Below are 19,356 nucleotides of genomic sequence, written 5' to 3'. Positions count from 1 at the left end.
GATGAGTGAAAAACCTGCCGTCCCCGGCGACGACAAGCCGAAGAAGAAGGGCAAGATGGGGCTGGTCCTCGTCGCGGTGGCGATGCTCGTGGTCGGCGGAGGCGCGGCTTTCGGGCTCATGGCCAGCGGCGTCATCGGCGGCCATTCGGACGAGAAGGAGAAAAAGGAGGAAGGCCCGCAGCTCGTCCGCAAGGGCGAGGAGGACCCCTACGCTCCCCCGGCCAAGGAAGGCGAGGGCGAAAGCCACGGCGAAGAAGTGGAGGGCGAGGGCGGGGACGAGTACCGCACCGCCTACTTCACCTTCACCGAGGATTTCACGTCCAACCTCAAGGATACCGACGCCATGGTCCAGGCGAGCATCGCCTGCTCCACCCGGCGCGACGGCCGCGTGCTGCAATGGCTCGCCAAGCACGAGCTGGCGATCCGCTCGCGCCTGCTGGAGATCCTCGCCGACACACCCGAGGAGGACGTCACTTCGCTGGAAGGCAAGGAGCGCCTCAACAAGCGCATGACCGCGGCGATCAACCAGGTCCTCGTCAGGAAGGAAGGGTTCGGCGGCGTCGATGCCGTCTACTTCCGCAACTTCATCATCCAATGATGGCCGAAGGTCCCACTTCCAAGGCCCGGCACTGTGCCGAACTGCTGGGCGCCGGTCCATCGATCGGGGACATGGTGCGCCCGCTCGCCAAGCTGGGCGAGAAGCTGGCGCGCACGCTGCCCGGCGGCCTTGCGCGCCTGACCGGCGGCGATCCACCCGTGGTGCGCACCGGGTTGCCGGTGCAGGGCACGCTGGAAAGCATCGCCGTGGAAGGCGCGGGCCTCGCCGCCCATGCCCTGCTCGGCCTTGGTCCCCGGCACCTGCCGCTTCTCGCCTCGTTCGGGGCGGAACCGGTGTTCAGCCTGCTCGACCGCACGTTCGGCGGACGGGGCGCGGTGCCGGAGCCGCTGCCCGCCACTTTCCCGCTTTCCGCCGAGTTGCTGCTGGCGCGGATGGAGGATGCCGTCGCGGCCGCGCTCAGCGCCGTGCTTGGCGGCGACGAGACGCATCATGTCCGCCCCTTGCGGCGCGACACCAGCCTGTCCCAGCTCGCCCCCTTCCCCGCCGCCGAGCCGCTGCTGCAGATCGCCCTCGAAGTGGAGGAGCCGGGAGCGCTGCCATGGTCGCTTGCCCTGGCCTTTCCGCTTTCCACGCTCGCGGCGGCGCTCGTCGTTCCCCGGCGCCAGCGCCGCGCGGCGCGTCCTGCCGTTCCGCCGGGGCCCCAGGACGAGCCCTTCGCGTCGCTGCCGCTCGAGGTGACGGCGGTGCTGGTGGACATGAGCCTGCCGTTCTCCCGCCTCTCGGCCTTGCGCCCGGGCGACGTGCTGCCGGTCACGGTGGCGCGGTCGGTTCCGCTGAAGGTCGACGGGCGCACCATAGCCACCGGCACGGTGGGCGAAGTCGAGGATCGTGTCGCGGTCCAGCTCCAGCATGCCTTCTGATTACGGAAAGACCGACAATATGAGCATCCACTCCCGCGGCCTCGACTTCCTTCGTGATGTGGACGTGCGCCTCTCCGTCGAGCTTGGCCGCACGCAGATGAAGCTGAAGGATGTCCTCGCGCTCGGGCCGGAAAGCCTGGTGATGCTCGATCGCATGAACGACGAGCTGCTCGACGTGCTGGTCAACGGCAAGCCCATCGCCAAGGGCGAGGTCGTCTCGCACAACGGGCGCTTCGGGCTGCGCATCGTCGAGATGCTGGGGATCGAGGAAGCCGCCGCACCGGGCGACGCGCTGGGCCTGCCCGACGCCGGCCTCGGCGGGCAGGAGTGAGGCGCCATGGTATGGTACGTGCTCAAGCTGCTGGTGCTGCTTCCCCTCATCGCGCTGATGATCTGGGGCTCTCTCAGGCTGGCCCGCGCCGTGCAGGCACGCGCGGGGATTGGCACGGGCACGAAGTCCATCCGGATCGTCGAGACGACCATGCTCTCGCCCACGCTGAAGCTGGCGGTGATCGAGTTCCACGGGCGCGAGATCCTCGTCTCGGTGTCCCGGCAGGGACTGGCGCGACTGGCCGAGGCACCGGCAAGGCTGCGATTGCCGGAAGAGGACGCATGACGCGGCGTCCGGCATTGTCCCCCCGCCCGCAGGACGCCGGGTTCGAGGGCGGTGACCACGCCCCGCACCCGGCGCGGCGGCGTCTGGGCGCCTGCGCCCTTGCTCTCGTCGTCGCCGTCCCCATCGCTCTTTGCGGCGCTGCTGCACGCGCGCAGGGCGCCGCCTCCCCGCCCTCGCCCACTGCCATCCCCGGCGCTCTCGACCGGGCCTTCGGCTCGCTTGGAGGCACCGACGGGCCGGGCATGAACATGTCGCTCCAGCTCCTTCTCATCATGGGGCTGCTGACGATCCTGCCCAGCCTCATCCTGATGATGACGAGCTTCACGCGCATCCTGGTGGTGCTGTCCATCCTGCGGCAGGCGATCGGGCTGCAGCAGTCGCCGCCCAACCAGGTGCTGATCGGGCTGTCGATGTTCCTCTCGCTCTTCGTCATGGCGCCCACGCTCGAGCGGGTGAACCAGAACGCCATCGCGCCCTACTCCGCGGGCACGCTCAACGCCGAGGCCGCCATCCAGAATGCGGGGCGCGAGTTCCACGCCTTCATGATCCGCCAGACGCGCGAGCGCGATCTGATGATGTTCGCCGAGATGGCCCGCGCTCCGCGGTTTGCCAGCGCCGCCGACGTGCCGTTCTCGATCCTGCTGCCCGCCTTCGTCACCAGCGAGCTCAAGACCGCGTTCCAGATCGGCTTCATGCTGTTCCTGCCGTTTCTCGTCATCGACCTTGTCGTCTCCTCGGTGCTGATGAGCCTGGGCATGATGATGATGAGCCCGATGGTCGTCTCGCTGCCTTTCAAGCTGCTGCTGTTCGTGATGGTGGATGGATGGGCCCTGCTGATGGGTTCGCTCGCGGCAAGCTTCGGGTAGCCGCGCCATGGATGACATCAGCGCCCTGCTCGCCCTTGCCGACCGGATGCTGTGGGTGACCGCGCTGGTGGCGGCGCCGGTGCTGCTGGCCTCGCTGGCGGTGGGCCTCGTCATCGGCGTGATCCAGGCCGCGACCTCGGTTAACGAGCAGACGCTGACCTTCGTGCCCAAGCTGGCGGTGATCGCGCTGGTGCTCGTGCTGCTGGGCTCCTCGATGATGACCCTCATCGCGGACTACACGCAGGAGATCTTCGCCCAGATCGCCCGTACCGGGCAGGCTGAGCAGGTAGCCCGGTGATCGCTCCGGCAATCGCCAGATGATCGGCATAGACTTCGGCTACGGCGCACTCGAGGCCGAGTTCTGGAGGCTTGTCTTCGTCATGACCCGCATCGGCGCGGTGCTGGTGGCCGCTCCGCTGTTCGGCGCCGTCACGGTCCCCGCGCAGGCACGGGTCATGGTGGCGGGCGCGGTGGCAGTCATGATCTGTGCATGGACGCCGGTTGCGGCGCCCGCCGCCCTGCTTTCCGCGCCGGGCATCATGGCCGTGCTGGGCGAAGTGCTGGTCGGCCTGACCCTGGGTTTCGTGCTGCAACTCTCCTTCGCCGCGCCCGTGATCGCGGCCGAAGTGATCGGCGGCGGCATGGGCATGAACATGGCGGTCGCCGTCGATCCCGTGGCGGGCGCGCAGTCTCCCGCGCTCGGACAGTACTTCATGGTCGTGCTGACCATCGTGTTCCTGGCGCTTGGCGCGCACCTGCAATGGTTCGCCCTGCTGACGCGCAGCTACGAGGTGTTCCCGCCCGGGCAGACGTGGCTGGGGCCGGAGCGTTTCGCGCTCGTCGCCTCCTTCGCCTCGCGGATGCTGCTGACGGCGGTGGGCATCGCGCTTCCGGTCACGCTGGTCCTTTTGGTGGTGCAGCTGGTGACCGGGGTGCTCAGCCGCTCGGCGCCCGCGCTTAACCTCTTCTCGCTGGGCATGCCGGCAGGCGTGCTCGGCGGGATCGCCGCGCTGATGATCGCCGCGCCCGTGCTGACGGACATGGTCTCGCGCCTCTCAGCCGAGGCGCTCGAGCAGGTCGCCGAGGTGCTAGGGCTATGAGCGAGCAGGAAGGCGAGAAAAGCTTTGCCCCCTCCGAGAAGCGCAAGCGCGAGGCGGCCAAGCGCGGCGACGTCATCCGCCCGCGCGAGCTTGCGATCGCCACGTCCGTTGCGATCGGGGCTGCGTGGTTCATGCTGGCGGGGCCCTGGCTGCTGGACCTGTCGCAGCGCACCTTGCGCAAGGGCCTGACCTTCGACCGCGCCTCGCTCGACGCCTTCGATCCCGCGCGGATGCTGATGGACGCCACTCTCGCCGCGCTGCCGCCCATCGCCATGCTGGGGCTGGCGGTGATCGCGGTGTCGCTCGTCGCGCAGCTCGGCTTCGGCGACGGGCGCTGGGTGGGCGGCAACATCGCGCCCAAGGCCTCGCGCATCAACCCGGTGTCGGGCCTCAAGCGCGTGTTCGGGCCCTCGGGCTGGATCGAGATGGTCAAGGGCCTCGCCAAGGTCGCCCTCCTGGGCGTGATCGCCTGGTCGTGGGCGGACGGGCGGATCGATGCCTTTGCGCGGCTTGGCCGGGGCGATGTCATGGGCCAGCTTGCATGGGCGTGGGACACCATCGTCCTTCTCATGTTCTGGTTGGCCGGCGGCCTGATGCTGATCGCCCTGTTCGACCTTCCGATCCAGATCGTGCGCCGCATGATGCGCCTGCGCATGACGCTTCAGGACGTGCGCGACGAAGCGAAGGAAAGCGAAGGCGCGCCCGAGAAGAAGGCGATGATCAAGGACCGCCAGCGCAAGATCGCCATGGGCGGGCTCGTTCCCGCAATGAAGGACGCGCAGTTCGTCGTGACCAACCCGATGCACTTCGCCATCGCTCTCGCCTACGATCCGGCGAAGGCAAGCGCGCCCATCGTCGTCGCGCGCGGACGGGGCGAAAAGGCGCTGGCGATGCGCGAACTCGCGGCGGAAAACCGCTTGCCGGTGCTGCAGTATCCGGCGCTCGCCCGCTCGGTGTTCTTCACCACCCGCGAACGGCAGATGATACGGGAGGAACACTATGTGGCCGTCGCCGCCCTGCTCGCTTTCGTCCTGGCCCTGAAGCGCGGGGAAAAGCGCAGCCCGCCGCAGGTCTCCGTGCCGGTGACGGTGCGCTTCGACGCTGACGGACGGCTCGATCCCGGCTCCGTGTCCTGAACCCCTTTCCCGGCCTTAAACCTCCTCGCCCACCGCCGTTCTGGATACCATGGTAAGCAGCACTTCATCCGCCACCACCTCGTCCTCGCTGGTGACCGCGCTTGGCGGAGGAAGCGGGATCGACATGACCGCGCTCGCCAACAATCTGGCGACCGCGCAGTTCGCCTCGCGCAACGACAGGCTCGCCGCCAAGTCCGAGAAGCTGGACGCGCAGATCTCCGTGGCCTCCAACATCAAGTCGCTGATGCTGGGGCTGAGCAGTTCGCTCGGCACGCTGGTGCGATCGGGCAGCCTGGCGCGCACGCCGGTGATCGGCAACGCGGGCGTCGCCGCTCCCACGCTCTCGGGCAGCAGCCAGCCCAGCGGCAGCTACTCCCTGGAAGTCACGAAGCTGGCGGGCGGCCAGCAGCTTGCCAGCAGGCCCTTCCCGGCAACCACCAGCGCGGTCGGCTCGGGCACGCTCACGCTGAAGTTCGGCACTGTCTCTGCGAGCGGTTTCGCGCAGGACAACGCCCATGCCGCCGTCGACATCGCGATCCCGCAAGGCGCCACGCTGGCGGAAGTCGCCACGGCGATCAACGGCGCCAACGCGGGCGTCAGCGCTTATGTCACCACCACCGTCGATGGCGCGCAGCTGGTGCTGAAAGGCGCGGAGGGCGCCGCCAACGGCTTCGTGCTGGAGGCACAGGACCCCGGCCTTTCCGCGCTCGCCTGGTCGCCGGGAAGCTCGGGCGGCCAGCTTCTGGCCACTGCGAGCGACGCGGCCTTCAAGGTCGACGGGCTTTCGATGACGGCGACGTCGAACACGGTGACGGACGCCATCCCCGGCGTGAAGCTGCAGCTTTCAGGCACCAACACCGGCGCACCCACCACTCTCTCGTTCTCCGATCCGACCAGCGCCATCTCGGGCTCGATGCAGGACTTCGTCGATGCCCTCAACGAAGTGGTGGGCGCGCTCAACGGAGCCACCGGGATCGGCGGCGACCTTGCCAACGACGCAGGCGCGCGTGCGCTCAAGCGCTCGCTCTCCTCGCTCGGCTCCACCACGATCATGCCCGGCGCCACCGGCGCTGCAAGGACGCTGGCCGACCTTGGCGTCAAGACCCTTCGCGACGGCACCTTCGCGCTCGACACCGATCGCCTCTCGGCCACGATGGCCACCGATCCCAAGGGGGTGGCGGCGATGTTCACCAACGGCGTCAACGGTGTGTACGGCACGATCGACCGCATCTACCGCGCCGCGACGTCGACGGGCGATGCCTACTCGCTCGGCAGCTCGATCGCGGGCTATACCAAGTCGAGGACCGGCATCACCGGCGAGAAGGCGACCCTGGCCGAGCAGCAGGAGAAGGCGCGCATCCGCCTCGTGGCGCAGTTCACCGCGTCGGAAACGCGGATCGGCACGTCCAAGTCGACGCTTTCGATGCTGCAGAACCAGATCGCGCAGTGGAACAAGAGCAGCTGACATGATGCTTCTCACCTCTCCCCAGGAAGCCTATCGCCGCGTGGACTTCGACGCGCGCGTCAGCGGCGCGGGGCCGGCAGAGCTCGTGCACTTGTGCTACGAGCATCTGGTCAGCGCGCTGGGCACCGCCGTCCATGCCGACCGGCGGGGCGACAACTGCCTGAAGAGCCGCTCGATGACCCGCGCCCTGACCGCGATCACCGCCCTGCAGATGGGCCTTGCCGGCGGCGGCGATGGCGACACCGGCGGCGTGGCGGGTGCGCTCAACCAGATCTACGAGGCCGCCCGGCGCACCGTGCTGGACAGCGCGCTGCACTTCGATTCCGAGCGCATCTGCGTGCTGCGCGAGGACTTCCTGGAGATCGGGCGGGCCCTGCGGGGTACATAAAAGCCCGTTTCGGTGAATGCGTAGCGCGGAAACGGGCCGGTTGAACCTGCCGCAAGCCGGGGTTGGCTCGGTTTCGGAGCAGGTCCGGCGCGCCGTGACAATGCGATGCGAATATCTCCCTAGGCACTAATCCAAAGAGGGAGATCAGCCGTGGACGTCATCTCGAACCTGATCCTGATCGACAGCGACATGCGCCGCCGTGCGGCGATCAGCCATGTGCTTTCGTCCAGCAACATCCATGTCGAACCGTTCGAGCATGTCGCCGAACTCGCCTCGTCGTGGCCGCGTTCGGGCGTGGTGCTCATCCACGATGAACCCGGCGCGATCGAGGAACTGATCGAAAGCATGGCCCGGCAGGGAGAGTGGTTTCCGATCATCGCCTTCAGCGAGCAGCCGGCCGCGCAGCGCATCGTCCAGGCGGTGCTCGATGGCGCGATCGACTATATCGCATGGCCCATCAGCCCCGAGGAACTGACCGACAATCTGTCGCGCGCCATCACCCGCGCAGAAAGCCTGGGCAATGCCAAGCTGCGCGAGGTCATGGCGCGCGCACGGGTGGATCGCCTTACCCGCCGCGAACGTGAAGTGCTTGGCGGCGTGGCCAGCGGCCTGTCCAACCGCCTCATCGGGGAAAAGCTCTCGATCAGCCCGCGCACGGTCGAAATCCACCGCGCCAACATGCTCAACAAGCTGGGCGCCAATCACACCTCGGACGCCATCCGCATCGCGATAGAAGCATCGCTGGTGAATTGAAGCCGCAGGCTAAGCAGATCGCCCGGGGCCGCCATAAACGCCTCCTTAGCCATCTGCGTCCAGATTGAGCCTGTCCGAGCCGCATGGTCCGACACCTCATACGTGCAGTCTCCTGAACGCAGGCCCGGTCGTCCTCCCCTCCCGGCCGGGCCTGCAGCGCTGCCACAAGGCACAAAGCCTGCCGGGCAAAGGGCTCCCGGCCAGGAGGTAAGCCGTGTACCGGCCGTGATCCAGATCCGCGTACTTGCGCTCGCGGCGCTCAGTGGAGGCGCAGGGAAGTGCCGGACGAGTGAGCCTCGGTTAGCTGCGTACCTCGTTCGATCCGGGCGAGGACGGCGGCCACGTGCGCGCCCAGTAGCGCAAGCGCAAGGGTCGGTCCCTCGGCGAGCGATTCCTCGGTGCCCTCGTTCGTCAACACGCTTGCGAGACAGGAATCGTGGGCCCCGCGCGACAGCATGAAGCGGATGTCACTGCCCATGAGCTCCAGGACCGCGCTCATCGCCGCGCCGCTGTCCAGCATGGCATGGACGGCGTCTACGTCGAGGAAGCTCTTCCCGGTCACGTCCAAGGCGAGTTCTTGGACAGCCTCGCGCACCCGGCCGATCTCCTCGGCGGCGCCGCTTCCGGCGCAATCGTTGAGGAAGGTTCGCAGGCGCCGCGCGCGCGCGCGCTCGCCGATGTGTGTGTCCGGGGTACTGGTCATCTCTTGATTATTCTCGCGTCCGAAGGGAAACCCAAAGTCCCAAAGTGCCACCCCGCGTCAATACGCATATCCCACTTGCGGAACGGTCCCGTTCCACATTGCTACAGTGTACCCGCTCTTTGTGAAAGCTGGGTATATGCCCCACTCCGCATGCCGGAGCGAAGCCGCAGGAGGGGCTATGCTCCGGCAGGCGCGGCGATGCTCGCCTGTTCCGCGAACCAGGGGACCATGCGTTCGATGGCATCCTCGATCTCGGGCGTGGAAACGGCGAAACTGAAGCGGATGAAACGATGGCCTTCCACGGGGTCGAAATCGATGCCCGGCGCCGTGGCGACTCCGGTATCCTCCAGCAGCCGGCGGCAGAACGCGAGACTGTCGTCGGTGAGGTGCGCGATGTCCGCCCAGATATAGAAGGCGCCGTCGGGCGGAGCGATATGCGACAGGCCAAGTCGCGGAAGGGCTGCGAGAAGAAGCGCGCGATTTCGGGCGTAGCTGGCGTGATGCCCTTCCAGTTCCTCGCGGCAGTCGAAAGCGACCAGCCCCGCGTGCTGGGCCACCACCGGCGGGGTCAGGAACAGGTTGGCGATGCGCGCCCGCGCGGGATCAATCAGGTGCGGCGGCACCACCAGCCATCCCAGTCGCCAGCCCACCATGCTGTACCACTTGGAAAAGCTGTTCACCACGAGCGCCTCCGGCACGTGGCGGAGCATCGTGTCGGCGACGGGGCCGTAAGTCAGGCCATGGTATATCTCGTCCGAGATCACCTTGATGCCCTTGCGCGCGCAGACCTCGGCTATGGCGGCCAGTTCCTCGGGCGGAATGACGGTGCCGGTGGGGTTGGCGGGGCTTGCCACGATGAGCCCGGCGGGCGCAGGATCCAGCGCATCGAGCGCAGCGGCGGTGACCTGGTAGCGCTCCGCCTCGCCGCAGGGCAGTTCCACCGGCTCGATGTAGAGCGCGCGCATCGCGTTGCGGTAGGCGACGTAGCCGGGGCGGGCCAGCGCCACCCGTTCGCCCGGACGGAAGCAGCACGAAAGCGCCAGCACGAACGCGGGCGAGGCGCCGCAGGTCAGGTACACCTGTTCGGACGAGACGTTTACGCCGTAGTCCTCGGCATAGTGGCGCGCGATCCGTTCGCGCAGGGCCGGGCTCTCCCAGTAGCCGCCGGGTTCGCTGTCGAGCACGGCATGCGCTGCCGCGATCGCCGCCGCCGGTGCCCCGGTCGAGGGCTGGCCGTATTCCATATGGATCACGTCGCGCCCGCTGGCGGCGAGTTCATAGGCGATGCGGCCGATCGTGGTCGCATGAAAGGGTTCGACTTGGGCGATCATGCCACCTGCTACGATGCGCCCGGAGAGGATGCAATCGGCGAGGGCATCAGACACGGACGCGCGTCCATGCTCCGGCTTGCGCGCGGGTTCAGCCGTCTTGCGCGGTCTCGCTTGCGATCCCGGGTCTCTCGGCCCCCATGCCGGAAAAGCCGATCGAGTACCCCCCATCCACCGGCAGGACCATGCCGGTGATGTAGGCCGCCTCGTCACTCGCGAGGAACAGGGCGGCATTGGCGACATCCTCTGCATGGCCCCAGCGCCCCATCGGGATGCCGGCCAGCGTGGGAAAATCCTTCGGCGGAACGTCGAACGTCCGGGAGGCTTCCACAAGCCCGGTCCAAACAGTGCCCGGCGCCACCGCGTTCACGCGGATGTTGCGGTCGGAATAGTCGAGCGCTGCGACCCTGGTAAGCTGGTGCACGCCCGCCTTGGCCGAACTGTAGACGCCGTGGTGCTTCCATCCCACGGCAGCCGAGGCCGATCCGGTGTTGACGATGGCGCCTCCGCCGGTCCGCAGCATGGAGGCGATGCCATACTTCATGCATAGGAACACGCCCCGGATGTTCGTGGCGTGGACCTTGTCCCACAGTTCGGCGGACTGGGTGTGCAGCGCCGCCATGCCCCCGCCGAAACCGGCGTTGTTGCACTGGACGTCAAGGCGGCCGAACTCGCTTTCGGCGCGGGCGACAAGCGCTGCGACCTGCTCCTCGTCGGAGACGTCGCAGCGCATGGCCACTGCCCTGTCGCCCAGCGCGACGGCAACTTCCTCCTCTTTGCCCGAAATGTCGGCCAGTACGAGCCGGGCACCCTGCGCGTGGAACAGCTGCGCCATCGCCTTGCCCATGCCCGAGCCGGCTCCGGTGATGATGCAGACCTTGTCCTGAAGCCTTTTCGCCATCGTCCCTCTCCCGTCCTGGATTTCGTGCCCCGCCGTCACGCCGATGTGTCGATCGTGGGGCGGATGGATATCTCGGAGATGTTGGTCCGGCGCGGCATAGATAGGATGAAGACGATGGCTTCGCCGATGTCGCGCGGCTTGACCGCGCCATCCTTGGCGACATGCGCCTTGATCGCGGTGCGCCACCCGGGATCGACGATGTTGTCGGCCACTTCGGTCTCGGTGGCGCCGGGCATCAGCGTGGTGACGCGGATGTTCTTGCCGCCAACCTCCTGCCGCAGCCCGTCCGTGAAGGCGTTCACGGCATGCTTGCTGGCGGAATAGGCATTCGTCATCGCGCCGCCTTTCCGCGCTGCCAGCGAGGAGATGGTGATGATGTCGCCCCCGCCGTTCGCGACCATGTGCGGCACGGCCGCCGCGCAGGTGTAAACGGTTCCCATCAGGTTGATGTCGACGACACGTCGATAGAGATCCGTGTCGCAGCCTTCGATGCCGCCGACCTGCATCACGCCTGCCGAGTTTATCAGCACGTCGATCGCCCCCAGGCTCGCCACGGTCTCTTCGACGGCGCGCCGTGCGTCCTCCTCCACCATCATGTCGCCCGCGATCGCGAGAGCCCGGCCACCTGCCGCCTCGATCCGGCCGACGAGGTCGGCAAGCCGCTCCGCCCGGCGCGCGGCGACGGCGACGCTTGCTCCCGCTTCGGCAAGGCACAGCGCGGCCGCCTCGCCGATGCCGGAAGATGCCCCAGTGACGAGCGCGACTTTTCCTTCGAGAGGCATGGACATCGGCGGCATTCTCCCGGTTCTTTTCGGCTCAGGGCCGCTGGAATGGCCCTGTCGTTCGCACTGGCTGGCGGCGGGCGCCCGCTCAGTCAACCGAAAATGCTGAACACCTGTTATAATCGCTCGGGCGAGAGCGGTGAAAGGATCGCGTCAGGCAATCACGAGATGGCCCACGATCGCGGGTGCGGTGCGTCCCCCAGCCGCCGCCGACAGGGGCCTAAGTGACGATCCGTAGCCCTCCGGTCACCCGCCCTCCACCACGTCCGCCTAAGGCTGGCGCTTCCTTCCAAGCGCGAAAGCAGGCCGATGAGCGGACTGGAGAGCCTCCTGATCAAGGCCCGGAGCGCCGCCCGGCGCGGTGATGCGGAAAGCGCGCGCGTGCTCTACCGGCAGGTGCTTGACCGCCATCCCCGCAACGCCCGCGCGAAGGCCGGGCTCGAGGCACTGGACGAACCTGCCGACACGCCCGCACAGGTGGCCTTCGACAACATGGTCGCGGCCTTCCGGGCCGGGCGGATGGAGGAAGCCGCGCGGCTTGGCGCCCGCCTTTCGGCCAGCCACCCGCAAGCTCACGGCGTCCACAACCTGCTGGGCGCCGCGCTGCTCGAACTGGGCAGGGACACCGAGGCGGAGAGCGCCTTTCGCCGCGCCACCGCCGCCGACCCTGATGGCCCGGCCGCCTACAACAACCTCGCCATCGCGCTTCGCCGGCAGGGACGCACGGAGGACGCGGAAGCGATCTGGCGCGATGTGATCTCCCGCGCGCCCGGCTATGGGGACGCGTGCTACAACCTGGCGGGACTCCTCGAACAGGGCGGCAGGCTCGACGAGGCGGCGCAGTGGCTGGAGAGGGCCATCGCCATCGAGCCCGGCCATGCGGATGCGCACTATAACCTTGGCAACCTGCACGCCAGCCGGGGCAATCGCCCTGCCGCGATCGCCTGCTTCGAAGCCGCCGCGAGGCTGGAGCCTGGCCATGGCGATGCCCACAACAACATGGGCGCGCAGTTCCTGGCCGATCACCGCGCCGACGAAGCGCTCGCCGCGTTCGACCGGGCGCTGGCCGCCGACCCGGCAAACACCGGGGCGATGGTGAACCGAGGCAAGGCGCTCGTGTTGAAGGGCGACCGGCCGGGCGCGATCGAGGCGTTTCGGGCAGCCTTCGCCCGCAATCCCTGCGATACCGGCGCGCTGCTGCAGGCGCTGTTCGAAGAAGCTCACCTTTGCGACTGGCACGCCCGGGGGGAATATGTCCTCACCACCGGTCCCGAAGCGGCAGCGGTGCAGCCCTTCGCTTCGCTCCCTTTCGTGGACGATCCCGCCCATCAGTACCAGCGCTCGGTGGCCTGCGCGGCAAGGATGTACCCGGATGCACCGCCCGACATGCCTGCGCCCGCGCCGTCTTCGGATGGACGCATCCGCGTGGGCTATTTCTCCGGCGATTTCCACGATCACGCGACGATGCACCTCATGTCCGGCTTCTTTCGCGAGCACGATCGCAGCCGCTTCGACGTGCGGCTCTACAGCTACGGCCCCATGCGCGAGCAGGATGCCCTGCGCGCCGCGCTGCGCTCCTGCGTGGACGGCTTCACCGAGATCGGCGCAATGCGCGACGAAGACGTGGTGGCGCTCGCCCGGGCGGACGGGCTGGACCTTGCGGTGGATCTGAAAGGCTTCACGCTGGGCACCCGCACCCGGCTGTTCGGCCACCGCCTCGCCCCCGTGCAGGTGAGCTGGATGGGCTATCCGGGCACCCTTGGCCACGCGTGCATGGACTATTTCATCGCCGATCACGTGACCATGCCCCCGGGCGCGGAGGCGTTCTTCACCGAGAAGATCGTCCGCCTGGCCAACTGCTACCAGGCCAACGACGACGCGCGCCCGATCACCACGGACCTGCGCGGGCGAAAGGGCTGGAACCTGCCGGAGGATGGCTTCGTCTTCGCCAGCTTCAACCAGAGCTACAAGATTTCCCCTGCCGAATGGGACATCTGGATGGGCCTGCTGCGCGAAGTGGAGGGAAGCGTGCTGTGGCTGCTGGACACCGGCCCGCACGTGCAGGCGAACCTTAGCCGGGAAGCGCGCGCACGCGGCGTGGAGGCAGAGCGCCTCGTCTTCGCCCCGCCCATCCCCCACGCCGCGCATCTGGGCCGCCTGGCCCACGCCGACCTGTTCCTCGACACCTTTGCCGTCAATGCCCACACCACCGCCAGCGACGCGCTATGGGCGGGACTGCCCGTGCTGACCTTTGCAGGAAACCAGTTCGCCGCGCGGGTCGCCGCAAGCCTCGTCCATGCCGCCGGGCTGCCGGAACTCGCGATGGGAAGCGCAGCAGACTATGCCCGGCTCGCACTGGAACTCGCCCGCGACCGGCCGCGCCTCGCCACCCTGCGCGCAAGGCTGGCGGAACGGCGGGCGACCTGCCCCCTGTTCGATACCGCGGCATATACCCGCAGGATCGAAAGCGCCTTCACGCGGATGCACCATCGCCGCGGCTGCGGACTGGCGCCCGATCACTTCGACGTGGACTGACGGCCCCCTCAGAGCGGAAGCAGCGGATGCCCTTCCAGCCTCAGCAGCCATGTCTTCGCCGCCAGTCCCCCGGCGAACCCGGTAAGCCCGCCGCCGCTGCCGATCACCCGATGGCACGGCGCGACGATCGAGATCGGATTGCGGCCGTTCGCCGCTCCCACTGCGCGGCTCGCTCCGGGGCGGCCGAGCGCCCGCGCGATCTCGCCGTAGCTGCGCGTCTCGCCGTAGGGGATGTCTAGCAGGGCCCGCCAGACCGCGCGCTGGAAATCCGTTCCGCGAAAGTCCAGCGGAAGGTCGAACCGGCGCAGGCGGCCCTCGAAATAGGCGTTCAGCTGGTCCTGCGCCGCATCGAGCATAGGATGGCCGCCCGGCTCAGCAGGTCCCGCCACGACCCGGCCGGGCCGTTCGTCCTGCCACAACACGGCTGCCAGACCGTCATCCCCCGCCAGCAGGGTCAGCTCCCCGACGGGCGAGGCCATCTTGCGCAGGCGCAGAGGGCGCGGTGTCTCGGGCAGCATCCGCGCCAGCCTAGACCATCGCTGGCCTCCGCGACAATACGGCACCGGCGATGCCGGAGGGGAACGAAAAAGAGCGGCTCGTTGAAGCCGCCGTTCGAGAGCCAAAAACCGAAAGGGCGGCTCGTTGAAGCCGCCATCCAAAGGTCAAAAACGAAAAAGGGCGGCTCGTAAAAGCCGCCCTTGACCGGGACACGCATCTATAACTCAGCTTCCGCCATCTGGTTCCCGCCTGCTGAGCAGGGCGAGAAGGGAGATGCGGTTGAAGAACCACATGCGCTGCATTTCGAGCCGGGTGTACTTCGCCAGGGTGTTGGCGAAAGTATAGGGCGTGTACCAGTGGTTGTGATCGGGATGCACCGCCTCGAAGAATGTCTCGGTCTGCTCGACGTAGTCGAAATGGCGGGCGCGGCACTGGAAGGCGTCCGGAACGGAGATCAGGAACAGCGGCGCGTCGATGGCCTCGACCTGCGCCAGGAACCCTGCGACATCGGCCACATGCTCCAGGACTTCGGGCACGAGCACCAGGTCGTAGCCTTGCGAGACTTGCGCGAAGTCGGTGAAGAGTTCCCCGGACACGTGCGGGCGCAGCGCATCCAGCGCTTCGGCATGCGGATCGAGGCCGTCCAGCCGGGCGCAGTGCGGCTCCAGCGCGACGTGGAGCGAGGTGCGCGGATCGGTGATCGGCCAGTCCGCGCAGCCGACATGCAGCACCCGCTGGCCGGCGCAGAGGCCGCGCAGCACTTGGATGCGGTCCAGATCGGCAAGCTCGGAGCTGACCGGCACGCGCTGGAGGAAGTAAGGCGCGTGCAGCCGTTCGAGCGGCGAGGATGCCGCCGTCTGCGCCGGTGCCGGGTCAGCCGCCTGAGCGACCACGCCGGACACATCGGCCTCGTGCAGGTGATCGTAGGTTCCCAGCGTCGAGCCCCATAGCTGGTGGGCATAGATCCGGTCGGGCCCCTCGTACGTCACGCCCGTGAAATGCCGCGGGATGAAGTAGTGGCTGGGATAGATCCGCAGCGGCGTATAGCGGTGCTCGCGGTAGGCATCCGTCAGGCGCTGCGGTCCGACGGTCTGCCATGCCATGGCATCGACCACGCTCGGCATCGCGGAGATGTCCTCGATGATCTGGTGCACGAAGGGGTTGCCCGGCATGCAGCCGAAGTACCCCGCCGCGATGAGGCCGGGCCGCGCGATCTCGTTTTCCCAGCAGGCGAAGGCCTCGCAGCGCAGGAGCCAGTCGTCCAGCGGCGCCACGCAGATGGAATCGGCGTCGAACACCAGGCCGCCATGTTCGTGCAGGATCTCCCATCGCATCATGTCGGCCACGCCATTGAGCTCGCGTTCGCGCATCGCGGCCATGTGCCCGGCATTGATCCAGCCCCGCCCGTCGAGCTCGGCATTGCCCCATAGGTGGAACGCCCAGCCCGGGTGCGCATCGCGCCAGGTCTGGATGCAGTTGTCCGGTCGCCGGCTCTCGTCGCCCACCCAGATGAAGTGGAAGGTCTTGGGTATCATGCCGGGGCCTCCGCTGGCGCTTTCGCTGCCGGAGGCTAGGACGACATGGTGAACGGCGCGCAAAGCGCTTCTAGGTGAAAACCGAAGCCGTGCTTCCGCCCGGCTCGGCGTTCACCGGATCGCGGCCAGCGACTTCTGGCGCCGGCGCTGCACCGAGCTGCCGAGGCCGATCGCCTCGCGGTACTTGGCGACGGTGCGGCGGGCGAGCTCGAAGCCCCTGGCCTTCAGCAGCTCCACCAGCGCATCGTCCGACAGGATCGCCTTGGGATCCTCGGCATCGACCAACTGGCGGATGGCTGCCTTCACCGCCTCGGCCGAGGCTCCGCCCTCCCCGTCGGCCGAGCCCACCCCGGAGGTGAAGAAATACTTCAGCTCATAGGTACCGCGCGGGCAGTTCAGGAACTTGTTCGAGGTCACGCGGCTGACGGTGGATTCGTGCATGCCGATCGCATCGGCCACGGCCCGCAGCGTCAGCGGGCGAAGGTGCGCGACGCCGTGCCGGAAGAAGCCGTCCTGCTGCTTGACCAGCTCGGCGGCCACCTTGAGGATCGTCTTCTGCCGCTGGTCCAGCGCCTTGATAAGCCAGTTCGCGTCGGCGAGCTTTTCCGAAAGCCAGGCGCGCGAGGCCTTGTCGGTGCAGTCGCCCTTCAGCTCCACATAGTAGCCCCGGTTGACGACGAGGCGCGGCAGCGTGGCCTGGTTGAGCGCGATGTCCCAGCCTCCGTCGGCCCGCGGCGTGACCAGCACGTCGGGCGTCACGGCTCCCCCCGGCTCGCCGCCATAGCGCAGCCCGGGCTTGGGATCGTAGCCGCGCAGTTCGCCCAGCATGTCGGCGAAGTCCTCGTCGTCCACGCCGCACATGCGCTTGAGCCGCGCCAGTTCGCCGCGCGCCAGAAGATCGAGATTGTCGATCAGGCGCGCCATGATCGGATCGTGGCGATCCGCCTCGCGCGCCTGCAGGGCGATGCACTCCGACAGGCTGCGCGCGCCGACGCCCGTAGGTTCCAGCGTCTGGACAAGGGCGAGCCCGGCCTCGGCCTCGGCAGGAGCGATCCCGAGGTCCGCCGCGATTTCCGACAGGGGCAGCGCCAGATACCCCGCCTCGTCCAGCTGGCCGATGATGTAGTGGGCAATCCCCGCGATGAAGGGATCGCGCGCGGCGGCAAAGACCTGCGCCTCCAGATGCTCCGCCAGCGTTCCCTGCAGCGCCGCGCGCTCGTCGATCCCCGGCCCATCCTCGGCGGCGCCGCTGCGCATTTCCGCGCCCCAGCCCGCATCGTCGCGCAAGTTGCCGTCGCCGGTGTCGCGATCACGGTCGAGGGCGCCTGCGTCGATGTCGAGCGGTCTGTCGGCCGCCGCATGGCCCTCACCGATCAGCCGGTCGACCGAGGAGGCCTCCAGCGTCGTGCGCCGCTCCTCCCCCATCTGCTCGCCCGCCACCTGCTCGCCCGCCATCTGCTCGCCCGGCAACTCCACGCCCTCGCCGGCGCCGGTCTGGCCCACGTCCAGCAGAGGGTTGGCGTCGAGCGCTTCCCCGATGAAGGTTTCCACCTCGAGGTTCGACAGCGCCAGCAGCTTGATCGCCTGCTGGAGCTGCGGCGTCATGACCAGCGACTGGCTTTGCCTGAGGTCCAGGCGTGGCCCCAGAGCCATGGCTCAGCGGTCCGTGCGGACGCGGTCCCCCGGCACTTCGATGCGCGGGGCGCGCGTCAAAGCGTGAAACCTTCGCCAAGGTACAGGCGGCGCACGTTCTCGTCGGCGACAAGGGCTTCGGGGCTGCCGGCGAACAGCACCTGGCCGCCATAGATGATGCAGGCCCGGTCGACGATGTCGAGCGTCTCGCGCACGTTGTGGTCGGTGATGAGCACGCCGATGCCGCGCGTCTTCAGGTCGCGCACGAGATCGCGGATGTCCGAGATCGAAAGCGGATCGATGCCTGCGAACGGTTCGTCCAGAAGCATGATCGAGGGCTTGGCGGCCAGTGCGCGCGCGATTTCGCACCGGCGACGCTCGCCGCCGGAAAGCGCCATGGCCGGGCTGCCGCGCAGGCGGGTGAGGCCGAATTCGTCGAGAAGGCGGTCAAGCTCGCCCTGCCGCACGTCGCGGTCCGGTTCGTTGAGTTCGAGCACGGCGGCGATGTTCTGCTCGACCGTGAGGCCGCGGAAGATCGAGGTTTCCTGCGGCAGGTAACCGAGCCCCAGGATGGCGCGGCGGTACATCGGCAGCCGGGTCACGTCGACGCCGTCCATCAGGATGCGGCCCGAGTCCGGGCGCACCAGCCCCATGATCGAATAGAAGCAGGTCGTCTTGCCGGCGCCGTTCGGCCCCAGCAGGCCCAGCACCTCGCCCTTGGCGACGGACAGCGAGATGTCCGTCAGGACCGCCCGCTTGTCGTAGCTCTTGGCGATCGAAATGACCTCGAGGCCGCCGTTCTCCCTCAGGAGTTCGGCGTCGATGGCGCCCCCTTCGACAGCGTGCGTTTCCGCCGCTGCGCTGCCGGGGTTCTGCGTGAGATCGGTGCTTGCAGTCATCGCGCAGGACTTAACGCAGCGCAGGGCGCCACGGCAAGACGGCATTTCCGCTTAGTGCGACCACTTGGCAGGTTTCGTGCATACCTGCCGCCGAAGCGGCACGCACTGCCGTTCGCGCTTGCCCGAAAGGGAACCGAGCTTGATCTGACCGACATTCGATGATGTACTCTGAAAAAAGATGGGGAGTTGCCCTGGATGGACAGGATTTCCGATCATGCAGCGCATCAGCCGGCGCTGGGTTCCACGAACGCCGCGCCGCTGGGCACGCCTGCGGCCCCGGCTTCGCTGGACCGGGGCAGCGATGACGCTCGCGCATCGGTGATCGACTGGCGCCGCAAGATGAGCGACCACATCGCCTACGCCCTGCTGGTCTACACTGCGCTGCAGATCTTCGTGACCGTGGGCGCTCTCAAGGCCGGCCACGGCTCGTTGCTGCCTTACTTCGCGCTCGTCATGCTGGTGGTCGCGATCATCCCTGCCTGTCGCCGCTTCGAGGCGCGGTGGAACCGGCTCGACGACGAGCAGGCCCATGATCCCGCCCTCGCCCGCTATTACCGGCGCGATCGCCTGGCCCTCTGGGCGCTGGCGATCGGCCTTCCGTTCGCGCTGACCGGCCTGTTCAAGGCCCTGGCTCTCGCCTTCGAGTAGCCGCCACGCCTTTTTCCCGGCAGCAAGTCCCGTTTGCCCTGCGCCCTCGCGGCGACTAGGGCGGGCCGACGCAATTTCGCCGCTCGGGAGTT

General features: G+C 68.0%; 21 protein-coding genes. 13 read left to right on the top strand and 8 right to left on the bottom strand.

Going from position 1 to position 19,356, the window contains the following annotated elements:
• Position 1: 1 nt before the first annotated feature.
• The 11 genes from GR702_RS06945 (at position 2) to GR702_RS06895 (ending at position 7,803) form a co-directional block, all read left to right on the top strand.
• Positions 2-598, top strand: a complete 597-nt coding sequence (locus GR702_RS06945; RefSeq protein WP_160985251.1) for a flagellar basal body-associated FliL family protein — start codon at positions 2-4, stop codon at positions 596-598.
• A complete protein-coding gene (locus GR702_RS06940; protein WP_160985250.1) occupies positions 598-1,479 on the top strand; it encodes a FliM/FliN family flagellar motor switch protein in 882 nt (293 codons plus the stop codon). Before GR702_RS06945 ends, GR702_RS06940 begins: the two co-directional genes overlap by 1 nt.
• 19 nt (positions 1,480-1,498) lie before the next feature.
• Complete coding sequence (gene fliN / locus GR702_RS06935) at positions 1,499-1,810, top strand: flagellar motor switch protein FliN (RefSeq protein WP_160985249.1); 312 nt, start codon at positions 1,499-1,501, stop codon at positions 1,808-1,810.
• A gap of 6 nt (positions 1,811-1,816) precedes the next feature.
• A complete protein-coding gene (locus GR702_RS06930; RefSeq protein ID WP_160985248.1) occupies positions 1,817-2,095 on the top strand; it encodes a flagellar biosynthetic protein FliO in 279 nt (92 codons plus the stop codon).
• Entirely contained in the window at positions 2,092-2,961 is an 870-nt protein-coding gene (gene fliP / locus GR702_RS06925) for a flagellar type III secretion system pore protein FliP (protein WP_237449598.1), read from the top strand. The genes GR702_RS06930 and fliP overlap by 4 nt, the downstream gene beginning before the upstream one ends.
• A gap of 7 nt (positions 2,962-2,968) precedes the next feature.
• Positions 2,969-3,259, top strand: a complete 291-nt coding sequence (gene fliQ, locus GR702_RS06920) for a flagellar biosynthesis protein FliQ (RefSeq protein ID WP_160985247.1) — start codon at positions 2,969-2,971, stop codon at positions 3,257-3,259.
• Positions 3,260-3,278: 19 nt separating this feature from the next.
• Positions 3,279-4,061, top strand: coding sequence for a flagellar biosynthetic protein FliR (gene fliR, locus GR702_RS06915; RefSeq protein ID WP_160985246.1), 783 nt, complete (start codon positions 3,279-3,281; stop codon positions 4,059-4,061).
• Positions 4,058-5,197 carry an EscU/YscU/HrcU family type III secretion system export apparatus switch protein gene (locus GR702_RS06910; RefSeq protein ID WP_160985245.1) on the top strand — a complete coding sequence of 380 codons (1,140 nt, stop codon included), beginning with the start codon at positions 4,058-4,060 and terminating at the stop codon, positions 5,195-5,197. Before fliR ends, GR702_RS06910 begins: the two co-directional genes overlap by 4 nt.
• A 49-nt stretch (positions 5,198-5,246) precedes the next feature.
• The gene (fliD, locus tag GR702_RS06905) at positions 5,247-6,662 is read left to right on the top strand and encodes a flagellar filament capping protein FliD (RefSeq protein ID WP_160985244.1); all 1,416 of its coding nucleotides are present in this window, start codon (positions 5,247-5,249) and stop codon (positions 6,660-6,662) included.
• A 1-nt stretch (position 6,663) separates the two neighbouring features.
• On the top strand, positions 6,664-7,050 hold the full coding sequence (locus GR702_RS06900; protein ID WP_160985243.1) for a flagellar protein FliS: 387 nt from the start codon (positions 6,664-6,666) through the stop codon (positions 7,048-7,050).
• Positions 7,051-7,200: 150 nt separating this feature from the next.
• A complete protein-coding gene (locus tag GR702_RS06895) occupies positions 7,201-7,803 on the top strand; it encodes a LuxR C-terminal-related transcriptional regulator (protein WP_160985242.1) in 603 nt (200 codons plus the stop codon).
• A 259-nt stretch (positions 7,804-8,062) separates the two neighbouring features.
• On the opposite strand, the gene GR702_RS06890 is transcribed toward GR702_RS06895, so the two are convergent.
• From GR702_RS06890 to GR702_RS06875, 4 genes are all read right to left on the bottom strand, one after another.
• Entirely contained in the window at positions 8,063-8,506 is a 444-nt protein-coding gene (locus tag GR702_RS06890; RefSeq protein WP_160985241.1) for a hypothetical protein, read from the bottom strand.
• 176 nt (positions 8,507-8,682) lie between these two features.
• On the bottom strand, positions 8,683-9,837 hold the full coding sequence (locus GR702_RS06885) for an aminotransferase class I/II-fold pyridoxal phosphate-dependent enzyme (RefSeq protein ID WP_160985460.1): 1,155 nt from the start codon (positions 9,835-9,837) through the stop codon (positions 8,683-8,685).
• An 88-nt stretch (positions 9,838-9,925) separates the two neighbouring features.
• Positions 9,926-10,735 (bottom strand): SDR family NAD(P)-dependent oxidoreductase, encoded by an 810-nt coding sequence (locus GR702_RS06880; RefSeq protein WP_160985240.1) that lies wholly within the window; start codon positions 10,733-10,735, stop codon positions 9,926-9,928.
• Between the two features lie 35 nt (positions 10,736-10,770).
• Positions 10,771-11,523: an SDR family oxidoreductase gene (locus GR702_RS06875; protein WP_337192546.1), complete on the bottom strand. Its 753-nt coding sequence runs from the start codon at positions 11,521-11,523 to the stop codon at positions 10,771-10,773.
• A gap of 303 nt (positions 11,524-11,826) precedes the next feature.
• Between GR702_RS06875 and GR702_RS06870 the strand changes: the two genes are divergently transcribed.
• Positions 11,827-14,052: an O-linked N-acetylglucosamine transferase family protein gene (locus GR702_RS06870; protein WP_160985238.1), complete on the top strand. Its 2,226-nt coding sequence runs from the start codon at positions 11,827-11,829 to the stop codon at positions 14,050-14,052.
• Between the two features lie 8 nt (positions 14,053-14,060).
• On the opposite strand, the gene GR702_RS06865 is transcribed toward GR702_RS06870, so the two are convergent.
• The 4 genes from GR702_RS06865 to lptB all read right to left on the bottom strand — a co-directional run bounded on the left by GR702_RS06865 (position 14,061) and on the right by lptB (position 18,616).
• The gene (locus GR702_RS06865) at positions 14,061-14,570 is read right to left on the bottom strand and encodes a methylated-DNA--[protein]-cysteine S-methyltransferase (protein ID WP_160985237.1); all 510 of its coding nucleotides are present in this window, start codon (positions 14,568-14,570) and stop codon (positions 14,061-14,063) included.
• A 204-nt stretch (positions 14,571-14,774) separates the two neighbouring features.
• Positions 14,775-16,085 (bottom strand): glycosyltransferase, encoded by a 1,311-nt coding sequence (locus GR702_RS06860; protein ID WP_160985236.1) that lies wholly within the window; start codon positions 16,083-16,085, stop codon positions 14,775-14,777.
• 111 nt (positions 16,086-16,196) lie between these two features.
• Entirely contained in the window at positions 16,197-17,738 is a 1,542-nt protein-coding gene (gene rpoN, locus GR702_RS06855) for an RNA polymerase factor sigma-54 (protein ID WP_160985235.1), read from the bottom strand.
• Between the two features lie 56 nt (positions 17,739-17,794).
• On the bottom strand, positions 17,795-18,616 hold the full coding sequence (gene lptB / locus GR702_RS06850) for an LPS export ABC transporter ATP-binding protein (RefSeq protein ID WP_160985234.1): 822 nt from the start codon (positions 18,614-18,616) through the stop codon (positions 17,795-17,797).
• Between the two features lie 195 nt (positions 18,617-18,811).
• On the opposite strand from lptB, the gene GR702_RS06845 reads away from it, so the two are divergent.
• Positions 18,812-19,264: a hypothetical protein gene (locus tag GR702_RS06845; RefSeq protein ID WP_160985233.1), complete on the top strand. Its 453-nt coding sequence runs from the start codon at positions 18,812-18,814 to the stop codon at positions 19,262-19,264.
• The last annotated feature ends 92 nt before the right edge of the window (positions 19,265-19,356 follow it).

Origin of the sequence: Novosphingobium silvae (assembly GCF_009856825.1) — a bacterium.
GTDB classification, from domain to species: domain Bacteria; phylum Pseudomonadota; class Alphaproteobacteria; order Sphingomonadales; family Sphingomonadaceae; genus Novosphingobium; species Novosphingobium silvae.
Note: the sequence above shows the minus strand (reverse complement) of the source record. Positions and strands in the feature narration are given on the sequence as shown.